Origin of the sequence: Companilactobacillus formosensis (genome assembly GCF_005405305.1) — a bacterium.
Taxonomy (GTDB): domain Bacteria; phylum Bacillota; class Bacilli; order Lactobacillales; family Lactobacillaceae; genus Companilactobacillus; species Companilactobacillus formosensis.
The window spans coordinates 39,788-53,490 of record NZ_BJDU01000002.1; the positions used below are offsets into that span (position 1 = coordinate 39,788).

Below are 13,703 nucleotides of genomic sequence, written 5' to 3' on the forward strand. Positions count from 1 at the left end.
CAAACTTATTTTTGATTTTTTGAATATTGATATTCTTTATCGACAGCTTTTTGAGCAACTAAATTAAGATAATTAAAAGGTTCATCGAAATTTGGTGAGAAGAGCATATCAAGGTATGCTAATTGATCGATAGTGTTTTTATTTTGGATGATGACTGAAATAGTATTGGCTGATTGTGCAACCTCATGCTCACTCATCAGTTGAGCACCTAAAATTTGACGTGATTTGCGATCATAAACTAATTCGATACTAACTTTAGCATTGGTAGGCATAAAATCAGGTCGATAGTTGTTTTCATAGAAAACTTCTTGGGCGTCGAAATTATCATTTAAGGCTTCATGTAAAGTTAAACCGGTACTGGCGACAGTGTTTCCAAATACTAGCATACCGGTTGTAGCTTGAGTACCCATAGTTTTGATTCTAGGTTCAACAACATTTGCTCCGGCCAAAGCGCCTTGTCTAATGGCATGCGATGCTAAAGGGATATACTTAGAATTGAGTGTTGGATTGTAATGAACTTCGGTAACGTCACCAGCCGCAAAAATATCAGGGTCAGATGATTGCATGTATTCATTAGTAATAATGGCACCATTTTTGGCTAGTTTGACTTGTCCCTTGAGTAAATCAGCTTGAGGCAAGACACCAGGAGTAATTGTGACCATATCGACTAAATAATCACCAGCATTAGTTTTAACTAGCACCTTGCCGGCTTCAGTTTCGTTAAAGCGAGTCACTACAGTATTAGTCATTACTTTGACGTTATTGTCTAATAGTAATTTTTTGACTTTTTGAGCGATAGTTGTATCAAGGTATTGGTCCAATAATTGTTCTTTACGTTGAAAGAGAATAACTTGGTGACCAGATTCTAAATAGCCTTCAGCTAGTTCAACTCCAGAATATCCTCCTCCCAAAATAGCAATCGTCTTGGCATTTTTTGATGCTTTGTAAAGCTTCTGAGCCTGATCACAAGTTTTACAAAGCATTACTTTAGTGCTTTCAATACCTGGGATTACGGGAATAGTAGTTTTAGAACCAGTCGTCATAATTAATTTGTCATATTTATCATGGACGAATTCCTTTGTTTGAAGATTTTGTGCCAAGATAGTATGAGCTTTGCTGTCGATTTCAATAACATCATGCTGCATGCGCATTTGTACACCTTTTTTAATAAATTGCTCTGGATTGGCATACATTGCCTCATTTAAATTTTTGACAGAACCAGCAATATGCAAATAAGTTGCACATGACAAGTATGAAATACTTTGATTACGCTCGTAGACAGTTATAGTAGCGTCAGGATAGTATTTCAAACATTGATTAATTGCAGCAATGCCAGCATGGGTACACCCAATTATGACTATTTTCATTAAATTATCACGACTTTTCTTTTAATATCCAAATATAAATATTTTACTAAATGGACTATACTAAAAGTATATACGTTTTTGTTAAAAAAAGTAAATATATCGTTTTGATATATAAGGAAGAATTGAGATTATGGATAAAATTTATCGTTATTTTGTACAACCACAAATTGATGTAAAAACAGATACCATTTTTGGTTATGAATTATTAATCAAGCAACTTACTCCCGAGGGATGGAGGTTGCCTAAATCTTTTTCTGAAATCAGTACGGAGACGACTTCGAAATTATTGATTGCTACGACTAAAATCCTAGGCTTAAAAGTAGATTATTGTTCGGTCAATGTTAATCGTGAACAATTGCTAGATACGAGGATGGAAGATGCTATCATTCAGAGTCAATTGCAATTATTTCCTACGAAAGTAGTTGTTGAATTAACCGAAGAAGAAGGGCCTAAGAAATATTCTGATGCTTTTTTGATTCCTCACTTACGTAAATTCATGGAACACGGGATGCAAATTTCTTTGGACGATGTTGGTACTGGCGATAATAGTTTGGATGCAATCAGATGTTTTTTGCCAATGGCGTCCGAATTAAAATTTGCACTTCAAAATTTCAATTCACAAAACGAAGATCCCGACTTGCAAAAGAAATTGATCATGTGGCAAGGAATCAGCCAAGAATATGGTCAACGCTTGATTTTGGAAGGAATTGAAGATGCTGAAGATGCCAAAATGAGTAGTAATTTAGGTATCAATTTGCGCCAGGGTTATTACTATGGCAAACCAGAATTATTGTCTTTGCCAGGAGATGCTCAATTTATTAAAAAATAAATTTCAAATATTTTATTTTAAATATTATCCATTTTTAATAGATAAAAATAGTAAATAGGTCAATAATAGGCGAGTAATTATCATAAGTGTTATTAAACTCATGTGAGGGATAAACATGGAGCAAATATTATTTTATTCAGCTAAGTTGCGTAATACTAAGATTGTTAATGCAGTTCGTAATACTCTAACTTTATTGTTTCCAATAATGTTATTAGGTAGTTTTGCGGAAGTACTTAAATTTACTTTTTTAACAAAAAATGGTTATATGGCCAGAATGTTTGGTATACCGTGGTGGTTACCTTATAACGATGAATTAAGTTGGGTCATGGGCGTTGTTTTTCACTGCACGATAGACATGATTGCTTTATATGCAGCTTACGGGTCGGCATATTATATTACTAAAGCATACAAAAAAGAAGGGGAAAAGTCTGGTGCTATTGGATTGTTGGCATACTTGATAATTTCTTTTCAGCCCACGCCAGAAGGATTACCAAATTTTAGTCGTTTCATGATGTCTGAAGGAATGTTGTTAGCTTTGATTGTCGGGTATGCTTGTGGTCGTTTGTGGATCTTTTTTGATGATTCTCAAATTAGTGATAGGTATAAATTTATTTTTCCTGTTTTAATTGTAATATTTTTATCGGCAATAATTAATTTGTTAGGAACGATGCTATTAAAACTTGAAATACCCACGTATGTTTCTAGTTTTGTTATGCAACATACACAGATAAATGCTTTGTTTTACGTGCTAGGAATGGGTGTCTTGACCGATTTATTGTCGTGGATGGCTGTTGGAGGACCGTTTACTAATAGTCCCACATTTACTGATGCACCAGCGATGGCTAATCTCAGTTCAGCTCTAAAATCGGGGAACTCCTGGAATGTCCCATATAAATTTACTGATACTACTATTTTTCACAGCTTTGCTAATTTTGGCGGAAGCGGTGTTATGTTGGCGCTTATTATTGCAATATTAATTTTTTCAAAAAAATCTCGAAATCGGAATGTGTCAAAATGGTCGATTTTTCCAGCTATCTTTAATAATCATTATCCGATGATGTTAGGGATTCCGATACTGTTCAATCCAGTTTTTTTAGTTCCATTTATTTTGGTCCCATTAGTTAATATGTTAGTGACGAGTCTGTTTATAATAATGCACTGGTTACCAATTGCTGCTTATCCTGTTCCAGTCGGTACCCCAGGACCATTGATAGCTTTTATCGGTACTAATGGCAATTGGTTTACGTTGATTTTTGGCGTAATTTTACTAGTAATAGATGTTTTGATCTATTCTCCGTTTGTTAAATTGTCTGATCGTATTAGTCAAAAAGCGGGTGAGATAGATGGGAAACTTTAAGAAATCATTTTTTTGGTTATTGGGAATCTTTATCACAATAATTTTGATTGTTGTGTCATTTAATTGGTCAAAGAATAATGTTTCTAACTTAACCAAATTGCATAATTCTAGATTGTCGCCGGTCATTATGATACCGGGAAGTTCCGCGACACAAAATCGTTTTGACACGCTCGTAAAGAAATTGAATCGTAACAATAAATCACCACATAGTTTGATAAAAGTCTATGTTTCTACTGATGATAAGTTGAAAATCACTGGTAAATTAAGACGTGGAGATAATGAACCGATAATCGTAGTTGGTTTTGAGAATAATCATGATGGCTATAGTAATATTAAAAAACAAGCCCGGTGGTTTAATATAGCTTTTAAAGCTTTAACTAAGCAGTATAGCTTTAACAATTTTAAAGCAATTGGACATTCAAATGGAGGTTTGATTTATACTGCTTTTTTGGAAAACTATTATGCTAAATATTCTGATCAAATTAAAATTAAACAATTAATGACCATTGGTTCGCCGTATAATTTCAACGAGAAATCGGTACGTCATAAAACGCAAATGCTTTCGGATTTTATTGCTGACCGAAAAGCTATTCCTAAAAATTTGAGTGTTTATTTTGTTGCTGGGACGGAAACGTATAATTCAGATGGTTTAGTGCCATTGGGTAGTGTTATGGCGGGTAAATATATTTATCAAGGACAAGTTAAGCATTTTACGACTATTTCAGTTTCTGGTTCGGATGCTCAACATTCTGACTTGCCGCAAAATGATCAAATCATTGACTTGATAAATCGTTACATTCTTGATCCGAAGCAAAAATTGCAATCACGTAGTCATCAAGAATCAGTCTCTTTAAATGGACAATAATGAATTCTTTAAGGGAAGTCTCAATTAAGAGGCTTCTTTTTTTGATAGAATATTACTATATGAGGGGATGAAAACTTGAGTTGGATAATTATTATGATTCTGGCGGCTTTGATGGCTGGATTTGTTCAAGGCGTAACAGGATTTGGATCAGGTATTGTAATGATGGTCTTTTTGCCACATTTAATGCCAATCAGTCAAAGTGCTGGGGTCTCTACGTTAACAATGGTCGTTGCTAATGTTATGGTCGTCTGGCATTATCGAAAGTATTTTGAATGGCAAAAAATTTTAGGCCCATTTTTGATTTATATTGCGATGGCAATAGTTTCATTACACTTGAGTAGTGGTTTGCCTGCCGGACATTTGAAATTACTCTTAGGATTGTTATTAGTAACTTTATCCTTATATTATGTAATTATGAATTGGAAATCGATCACTATCAGACGCATTCCACTGTTGGTTATGATTATTTTTGCGTTGATATCAGGTTTTTTCAATGGGATGTTTGGAATTGGTGGACCATTGATGGCGTTGTATTTTTTAACTATTTCTGATACTAAAGAAAAATACCTCTCAAGCATTCAAACGTTCTTTTTGATTGATACTTTTATTATGACCAGTTTACGTTTTGCTAACGGTATTTTATCTTTGAATAATTTGAAATATGTGGCGGTTGGAATTGTAGGATCAATCATTGGAACTTTTATTGCCAATAGATTGGTTAGTCATTTAAATATTAGTTTTATGAAAACTTTGATTTATATCTTTATTGGGTTAAGCGGTTTGTATTATATTGCCATGACATTCTGACAAATCGCTTGCATCAGTTGAAAATAGTCCGTATAATGCACATTAACTATGTTTATGAAATGAGGATTATATATTTGATTACTGTTAATGACGTAAGTTTGCACTTTGCCGACCGAAAGCTATTTGAAGATGTAAATATCAAATTTGCACCCGGTAACTGTTATGGCTTGATTGGTGCTAATGGTGCCGGTAAATCAACTTTCTTGAAAGTTTTGTCTGGTGATATCAAACCTTCTACTGGTTCGGTTAAACTTGGACCCAATGAACGTTTAGCAACTTTGAAACAAAACCATTTCGATTATGATGACTATACAGTTATGGAAACTGTCATCATGGGTCACAGCGACTTGTATGAAATCATGCAAGAAAAAGATGCTATCTATATGAAACCTGACTTTAGTGAAGAAGATGGTTTAAGAGCAGCTGATCTTGAAGCTAAATTTGGTGAAATGGGAGGTTGGGAAGCAGAAGGTGAAGCTTCTCAAATGCTCCAAGGTTTGAATATTCCTGAAAGTCTGCATCAAGAAAAAATGGCTAACTTAACTGCTGGTCAAAAAATCAAAGTCTTGTTAGCTCAAGCACTTTTCGGCCAACCAGACGTCTTGTTATTAGATGAGCCTACTAATGGTTTGGACGTTGATTCAATCGATTGGTTGGAAGAGTTTTTAATCAATTTTGAAAATACTGTTATTGTTGTATCCCATGACCGTTACTTTTTGAATAAAGTTTGTACTTACATGGCTGATCTTGATTACAGCAAGATTCAACTTTACGCTGGTAACTACGATTTCTGGCAACAATCTTCAGCTTTAGCTCAACAAATGAAGCAAGATCAAAATGCTAAAAAAGAAGAAAAAATCAAAGAATTGCAAGATTTTATTGCCCGTTTCTCAGCTAATGCTTCTAAGTCTAAGCAAGCTACTTCACGTAAGAAAATGCTTGATAAGATTACTTTGGATGATATTCAACCTAGTTCGCGACGTTATCCATTCATCAAGTTTGTTCCTAATCGAGAAATTGGAAACGACTTGCTACAAGTTAAGGACTTATCAGTTACTATTGATGGCAAACAAATTTTGAAGAATGTTAGTTTTATTTTGAATAAAGACGACAAAGTGGCTTTCTTAGCTAAAAATGATATGGTCACAACAGCTTTATTCAAAGTTTTGACGGGTGAAATCACACCTGATTCTGGTACTGTTACTTGGGGTGTTACAACTAGCCAAGCTTACTTGCCAAAAGACTTCAATGCGATGTTCGATGAAGAAACGCCAATTATCGATTGGTTGCGCCAATTTGCCGAAAAGGGTGAAGATGACGATACTTTCTTGCGTGGATTCTTAGGTAGAATGTTGTTCTCTGGTGACGATGTTACTAAGATGGTCAACGTCTTGTCCGGTGGTGAAAAAGTTCGTGTCATGCTCTCGAAGATGATGCTGTTGAAGGCTAACGTTTTACTTTTGGACGACCCAACTAACCACTTGGATTTGGAATCAATTACTGCTTTGAATGATAGTTTGATTGATTATAAGGGTTCAATTTTATTTGCATCACATGATCATCAATTCATTCAGACAGTTGCTAATAGATTGATTTACTTGACTGCTAATGGTGCAGTTGATCGTGGCGATACTACTTATGATGAATTTAGAAGTAATGAACAAGTTCAAGCTCAGATTAGTGAATTAGATAAATAATAAATAAGAGATGATAATCTTAGTTTTTTAAGGTTTATCATCTCTTTTTTTCGATATTACTTTTCATGAATTTGTTGATTTTACGGTGGACTATTGTCAGATTAACTATTCAAATTTTCATAAAAAAATATAAAAATTCATTACTAGGTAATAGAGGATATTATCCAAGTTATACGGAAGAATTATTGAAACGCCACGTGGGCTCCAATTGATTTAGTTTCGTTGTCCACCGGTGAAATGAAGAAACGTTATGGCTTTGTTTATGTTGACATGGATGACAAAGGTAACGATACTTTGAAGCGGACACCTAAGAAATCATATAATTGGATGAAACATATTATCGAGACTAATGGTGCAGCACTTGGTGACAATAAAGACTAATTAAAAAGCAATCTTTGAAGTATACTTTATTTGTAGAGTAAATGTATTTCAGGGAGAGGATTTATATTATGGCAAAAACAATCATGTTGGCATGTGCTGGAGGGATGTCAACCTCATTATTGGTAACGAAGATGGAAAAAGCAGCAGCGAAAAGAAACATTGATGTAACGATATTCGCGACTGCGGGTTCAGCCATTCCAGACGAATGTAAAAAATACAATCCTGATGTTATTTTGTTAGGTCCTCAAATTCAATATCTATTTAAATTAGTTACTAAGGAAGTTGATGTGCCTGTTGCTGTAATTGATATGAAGGATTTTGGAACTATGAATGGGGAAAAGGTTCTTGATCTGGGATTGTCGATGCTGGATTGAAGTATTAGAAAAAATAGTATTCAATTAAAAGGGGATTTCACAATACCCAACTGTATTACAAGAGCATATATTTGTAAGCAGATTAGACTATAAAATTAGAGTAATATAATGCAAGCTTGAATTAAAAGTCGTGAGAAATCACGGCTTTTTTGATACAAAAAATTGTTGATCATCAGACTAACGATTAGGATTATTTTTTGAATTAAATAATTGCTTTCTGAATTTTGAGGGAGTCATTTGATATCTTTGATAGAATTCTTTTCTAAATTGATGATATGTTGTGAATCCACAATTATACATTATCTGAAGTATTTCTTTATTCGTATGTCTCAATTCATTCTCAACATGTTTCATTCTTATATTGGTTAAATAGTTGTAAAAATTTACTCCCATTTGATTTTTAAAGAAATGTGAAAAATATGTAGTTGAAAGGTGGACGTAATTTGAAACTTCACTTAATGTTATTTGATTTGAGTAATTATTTTCAATATATCCAATTACTTTACTGATTCTTCGATGATATTTAGTTTCTCTTTTTGCGCTTTGAGAAGAAATTTGGAATGAAAAATTATTCATGAGTAGATAAATGAGATCAAACAAATAAGAAAGGCAAAGTAAATAGGCGTCCTTGTCATTTTTAGCATTTAAAATTGTATTTATTGAGGAAATATCTTTTTTTAAATTTTCAATTTTGGGATTATCATTATTTATCACAAATTTGTATTTTGGGAAATCAGGAATGAAATTTATGAGAAAATCGTAGGAAATTTGTAATATATAGTTTTTTGTGTGTTGAGATGAACTTGAGGTCGAATGAATAGAATTAGAATTAACAAGATAAACGTTGCCTGAATGAAGTTCATTTAAGAGTGTTCCGTCAAAAACGTTAATATTACCCTCCAGGATATAAATTATTTCTATATCATCATGATAATGTGGAACAATATATGAATCTTTGATGGATTTAGGATGCTGGTCACTTAGATAAATTTTGAATGGAACATCGGGCATAAGATTTATCAATTCATGTTCGGCAATATTTGATTGTAATTCATTTTTCTTTTGCATTTTATCCTCACTGTGTTAAGTATATTCGTAAAAGTCATCTGAAATCATAAAAAGCAATATAAGTATAATATTGCGGCAACTAAATAACTAATTATTTTATATACAAATGATAACATTAATAACTGTAAGCGGTAACAACTTACAAATGTATTAGGCCTAATACATAACTATCAAAGGGGCACGAATATGACAAAAGATAAACATAGTTTTTTATTTAAAGCCTCAATCCTTGGAATTTCTATCGATACGACAGCTGCAGGTGTTATTTCTGGAGCAATACCGGTAATCAGACAGAGTTTCCCAGATGTGGCTTCATCACTTATTGAATCTATCACAACTTTACCAAGTTTAGCTATTCTGATTTTTGTTGCAATAAGTCCTTTAGTTACAAAAAAAATCGGTTATAAGAACACCGCATCCTTGGGATTATTGATTTCATTTATATCTGGCATTTTTCCAGTATTTATGAATAGTATCTATGCAATCCTTGTTTGCAGATTTTTGTTTGGAGCAGGTATCGGACTACTAAATCCATTGTCCTACAGTATCGTTTCTTACTTCTATGATGGAGATGAAAGAGCCCAAATGTTTGGATTTATTGGGACAGTTTCTAACTTAGCAAGTACGCTATTAACAATGCTAGCCGGCGTATTATTACAAATAAGTTGGCGGTTTAGTTTTCTTACTTATTTTATTCTTTTAGTCGTTCTTTTATTGGTAATAACATTTTTGCCAAAAATGGATATTCAACAAGAGAATAAAAAGATAAGTATAATGAAAAATTTGAGGAGATTGAATCTAAAAACATATTCCTTCTTCATATCGATGTTTTTCATGCAATTTATCTTTATGACATTGATGACTAAATTAGCTTTATTAATAACAAATGCTGGCTATGGATCTGCAACATCAGCTAGTTTCATATTAAGCTTTACATCCCTAACAGGAATGATTGTTGTTGTTTTGTTCGGTAAAGTACATCAAATATTAGGTACAAAGATGTTTCCATTATTTATATTGATTTTGAGTGCAAGTAGTATTTTGATTACACAATCCAATAACCTACTTTTGACAGGAATTTTGGTTATCGTAATGGCTGCATCATTTACTTTCCTATCTCCATATATGTTTCTTAGAGTTTCTGAATTATGTCCTAAAGATTTGACTAATTTTTGTAATTCATTAGCTTTGGTATTCATCAATATAAGTGTGTTTTTGACACCCTATATTCAACAAGGAATTGGAACAATCATTGGAATTCAAACTCCAGTAGCATCATTAATAATAAGTGGTGTTGTAGGTATTGCCGTTTTAATCATTGTTCTTTTAAATATGTTTCAAGCAAAAGAAAATTCACTAAAAAATAAATTAAATTAAGAGGGGTATTATTATGTATAATTCATTTCGTCCAGGTCAAGTTTGGTTAGATACAGATGGTAATAGAATCCAAGCACATGGTGGTTCTGTCATGTATATTGATGGGACATATTACTGGTATGGTGAAAACAAGGAAAAATCAAATGGAAAAAATGGAATTTGGCAATGGGGAGTACGTTGTTATAGTTCGCAAGATTTATATAATTGGAAGAGTGAAGGAATTATTATTCCTGCTAATACAGATGATCCTGAATCACCATTCTATTATAAAAATCAAATGGATCGTCCACACATTATTTACAATGAGAAAACTAAGAAATATGTTTGCTGGGTAAAAGTAATGCACAAAGATGATACTCAAACAGAAACAGTTTTGACCGCTGATAGTATTTTAGGACCATATACGATTGTTAATGAAAATATTTCTCCATTAGGCATGAGTGCAGGTGACTTTGATTTAGCTGTTGCTCCGGATGGAAAAGGTTATTATTACTTTGAAAGAGTTCATTCAGAAACGATTTGTGCAGACTTAACCGAAGATTACACGGATTTAACTGGTTACTATACAACTCACTTCCCACATAAGTTTCCACCTTATGTTCGTGAAGCCACAGCTCATTTTGTACGTAACTATAAACATTATTTACTTACATCTGGTACAACGGGTTATTTCCCAAGTCCATCAGAAGTTGCAATTGCTGACACATGGCATGGTCCGTATACAGTTTTAGGCAATCCAAGTCCACAAGATACAACTAAGACTTCATATTATTCACAAGTAACATCAGTATTCAAAGTGCAAGGCAAAAAGGACTTATATATTGCTTGTCAAGATAGATGGTTGCCTAATGAGATGAATAGAAAATATGAAGATTACGCAAAAACATTCGAACAATTCTTTAATCCTGAAATGAAAGATACTAGACCAGATAATCTAGATGATGTCGTTGTAGCAAATACATCAATTGCTGACTATGTATGGTTACCAATTAGATTTGTTGGAGATAGACCATATATTGATTGGCATGATGAATGGTCATTGGATGATTATGAATAACAATTAGTTTTAATAAAAAGTTTGAGTAGTGATTTTAATATTAAATCACTACTTTTTTTGAAGGTGTTGTAATGGGATTCAAATTTCAAATAAATAAAGATACAGAGTTTAAAAGAAATGAACAATATTTAAGTATTGCTAAAAAAAATGATCCGATTATTTATTATAGTAAGCATAAACCTCAAAAATATATTGACGGGGAAAAATATACACAAAATATTAATGAAGATGCTGCTAATAGTGAAACGGATTTATTAACTAAAGAATTTACTAGGGATGATTCTGTGATTTTGGATTTTGGAAATCATTATGTTGGTCATTTCTCAATTGATATAAAAAAAACAGGAGCGCCAATGGATGCACCCCTAACTTTAAAAATTCAATTTGCTGAGAATTATGATGAATTATCCTACAAACCAGAGGAATATAAGGGATGGTTATCTAAATCCTGGATTCCAATAGAAGTGCTGCACATAGATAGTTTGCCTAGCACATTAAAAATGTCCAGACGATATAGTTTTAGATATGTAAAAATGACTGTAATTGATACATCACCAAAATGGAAGGTCCAATTTGAAAATCCATTAGTAATATCTCAAAGTGCCATTTCTGGAAAAGATTATTCGGATGCCTTAATACATAATGATGATTCAATGTTAGAAAAAATTGAAAATGTAAGTATAAAAACACTTTCCGAATGCATGCAATCTGTATTTGAAGATGGAACTAAAAGAGATCAAAGATTATGGCTAGGCGATTTACACTTACAAGCTTTAGTAAATTATTCAACATTTAATAAAAATAATTTGGTAAAAAAATGTCTGTATCTATTTGCAGGTTTAGCGACTTCAAACGGAAAATTATGTGCAAATATATTTACTAATAAAGAAGCAATTCCAGATGATACTTTTTTGTTTGACTATAGTTTATTTTTTGTAAGTACTTTAAAGGATTATTTTGAACGTACTAGTGACGTTTATACCGCTAGAGAATTGTATATCACTTCTAAGAGACAAGTGGATTTAGCATTAAATCTTGTTGATCAATCCGGCAAATTATCATTGCCGTCAGACTGGCCCGCTTTTATTGATTGGAATGATAATTTCAACAAAGAAACGGCCGCACAAGCTGTATTAATATACGTTTTAAGGGACTTTATATATTTAAGTAAAGAATTGGAAATGGATATTTCGGCTAATTATGAATATATGCTAAGGTCATTAGTTAACTATGCTCAAACCGAATTATTTAACGAATCAAATAATCAATTCATTTCTGGCAAAAACAATGAAATAAATATTTATAGTCAGATTTGGATGATTCTTGCCAATGTTTTTGATAAAGAAAAGTCTAAATCTATTATGGAGAGTACAGTAAAAGCCTTTTTCCCAATAAAAAATATTGCAACCCCATATATGTATCATTTTGTTGCTGAAGCATTACTAAGCGTAGGTATGAAGGAGGAAGCGATATCGTTAATTAAGGGTTACTGGGGCTCCATGATAAAAAAAGGGGCAGATACGTTCTGGGAAGCCTATAAACCTGATGATCCTGGTTATTCCCCTTACGGAAGCCCATTAGTAAATAGCTATTGTCATGCTTGGTCGTGCACCCCCCGTTTATTTGATAAAAAAATATAATCTTTAATTCTTTTGTCGTATTCGACTGGGTAAACAACCAAATCTATTTTTAAATTCTTTGTTGAACTGGGCATAGTTAGCAAATCCAGTTTGTTCCGCAATTTGTAATATTTGAAGATCAGTGGTTGTTATCAGTGTTTGTGCGTGATTTAAACGAACACTTGTTAAATATCTATAAAAAGACATACCATAATTTTTACTAATGAATCTGGATAAATATTCTGGATTCAAATGAACTTGTTTTGATAATGTTGTTAATGTAATTGTATTTGCATAGTTTTGCTCAATGTAGTTATTTATTTTAAAAATTCTTTTATAATATTTTTGATTTGATTGCACACTTTTAGTAGATATTCTTTCACTAAAGTCACTAAATAGTATATTGAGTAGGTACATTAAATCCCCATATATTTTAAAAAAGTCGAATTTTTTTTCGCATTCGGATTTGAGAAGCAGTGATTTCATTAGATGAATCACTGCTTCCTTTTTATTTTCTGAACCCTTAGAAAAATAAAACTTATAGTAAGCAGCATCCGGAACAAGATTTTTAATTAAATCAAAGGAAATTTGCAAAATAATTCCCTTTAATAAATCTCCGTCAAATTTAGTAGAATGAACATCATTTGAATTAAAGATATGAAATTCTCCAGCCTGTAGTATTGAAAAATTTGAAGAATCCATAATTTGAAGATTTCCATGAGATATGTATATTATTTCGATTGCTTCATGCATATGAGGAATTATCATTGATTTTCCTTGATCATATCCTCGAAAAATTCGTATTGGAACGTGTTTATCAAATGGTATATTTTCTCTTATTTTCGAATGTAATTCTAATTTCATTATTTCCTCCAAAATATACAAAAGTCAAAATAACTAAACTT

Annotated in this window: 12 protein-coding genes and 1 pseudogene; 10 read left to right on the forward strand and 3 right to left on the reverse strand. The window is 32.5% G+C overall.

Annotation, left to right across the window (positions count from 1 at the left end):
• Window positions 1–5: 5 nt before the first annotated feature.
• Window positions 6–1,367, reverse strand: coding sequence for an FAD-dependent oxidoreductase (locus tag FFM65_RS02570; RefSeq protein WP_119317729.1), 1,362 nt, complete (start codon window positions 1,365–1,367; stop codon window positions 6–8).
• Window positions 1,368–1,497: 130 nt separating this feature from the next.
• Here FFM65_RS02570 and FFM65_RS02575 point away from each other — a divergent pair, with 130 nt between their 5' ends.
• The 7 genes and pseudogenes from FFM65_RS02575 (at window position 1,498) to FFM65_RS02605 (ending at window position 7,677) form a co-directional block, all read left to right on the forward strand.
• Window positions 1,498–2,196 (forward strand): EAL domain-containing protein, encoded by a 699-nt coding sequence (locus tag FFM65_RS02575; protein ID WP_119317728.1) that lies wholly within the window; start codon window positions 1,498–1,500, stop codon window positions 2,194–2,196.
• A gap of 115 nt (window positions 2,197–2,311) precedes the next feature.
• Window positions 2,312–3,553, forward strand: coding sequence for a PTS transporter subunit EIIC (locus FFM65_RS02580; RefSeq protein ID WP_119317727.1), 1,242 nt, complete (start codon window positions 2,312–2,314; stop codon window positions 3,551–3,553).
• Window positions 3,540–4,418 (forward strand): alpha/beta hydrolase, encoded by an 879-nt coding sequence (locus FFM65_RS02585; protein ID WP_119317726.1) that lies wholly within the window; start codon window positions 3,540–3,542, stop codon window positions 4,416–4,418. Before FFM65_RS02580 ends, FFM65_RS02585 begins: the two co-directional genes overlap by 14 nt.
• Before the next feature lie 75 nt (window positions 4,419–4,493).
• On the forward strand, window positions 4,494–5,225 hold the full coding sequence (locus FFM65_RS02590; RefSeq protein ID WP_119317725.1) for a sulfite exporter TauE/SafE family protein: 732 nt from the start codon (window positions 4,494–4,496) through the stop codon (window positions 5,223–5,225).
• A gap of 74 nt (window positions 5,226–5,299) precedes the next feature.
• Window positions 5,300–6,922 (forward strand): ABC-F family ATP-binding cassette domain-containing protein, encoded by a 1,623-nt coding sequence (locus FFM65_RS02595; RefSeq protein ID WP_119317724.1) that lies wholly within the window; start codon window positions 5,300–5,302, stop codon window positions 6,920–6,922.
• A gap of 198 nt (window positions 6,923–7,120) precedes the next feature.
• A pseudogene (locus tag FFM65_RS02600) lies at window positions 7,121–7,303 on the forward strand (family 1 glycosylhydrolase); the annotation flags it as partial.
• A gap of 65 nt (window positions 7,304–7,368) precedes the next feature.
• Window positions 7,369–7,677 carry a PTS sugar transporter subunit IIB gene (locus FFM65_RS02605; RefSeq protein WP_119317772.1) on the forward strand — a complete coding sequence of 103 codons (309 nt, stop codon included), beginning with the start codon at window positions 7,369–7,371 and terminating at the stop codon, window positions 7,675–7,677.
• A gap of 177 nt (window positions 7,678–7,854) precedes the next feature.
• Here FFM65_RS02605 and FFM65_RS02610 read toward each other — a convergent pair whose 3' ends face one another.
• On the reverse strand, window positions 7,855–8,745 hold the full coding sequence (locus FFM65_RS02610; RefSeq protein WP_119317722.1) for a helix-turn-helix domain-containing protein: 891 nt from the start codon (window positions 8,743–8,745) through the stop codon (window positions 7,855–7,857).
• Between the two features lie 186 nt (window positions 8,746–8,931).
• On the opposite strand from FFM65_RS02610, the gene FFM65_RS02615 reads away from it, so the two are divergent.
• The 3 genes from FFM65_RS02615 (at window position 8,932) to FFM65_RS02625 (ending at window position 12,819) form a co-directional block, all read left to right on the forward strand.
• Window positions 8,932–10,122 (forward strand): MFS transporter, encoded by a 1,191-nt coding sequence (locus FFM65_RS02615; protein WP_119317721.1) that lies wholly within the window; start codon window positions 8,932–8,934, stop codon window positions 10,120–10,122.
• A 13-nt stretch (window positions 10,123–10,135) separates the two neighbouring features.
• Window positions 10,136–11,179: a family 43 glycosylhydrolase gene (locus tag FFM65_RS02620; protein WP_174795663.1), complete on the forward strand. Its 1,044-nt coding sequence runs from the start codon at window positions 10,136–10,138 to the stop codon at window positions 11,177–11,179.
• A 71-nt stretch (window positions 11,180–11,250) separates the two neighbouring features.
• Complete coding sequence (locus tag FFM65_RS02625) at window positions 11,251–12,819, forward strand: alpha-L-rhamnosidase-related protein (protein WP_119317719.1); 1,569 nt, start codon at window positions 11,251–11,253, stop codon at window positions 12,817–12,819.
• Between the two features lie 3 nt (window positions 12,820–12,822).
• Here FFM65_RS02625 and FFM65_RS02630 read toward each other — a convergent pair whose 3' ends face one another.
• Window positions 12,823–13,662 carry a helix-turn-helix domain-containing protein gene (locus tag FFM65_RS02630; RefSeq protein ID WP_119317718.1) on the reverse strand — a complete coding sequence of 280 codons (840 nt, stop codon included), beginning with the start codon at window positions 13,660–13,662 and terminating at the stop codon, window positions 12,823–12,825.
• Window positions 13,663–13,703 lie beyond the last annotated feature (41 nt).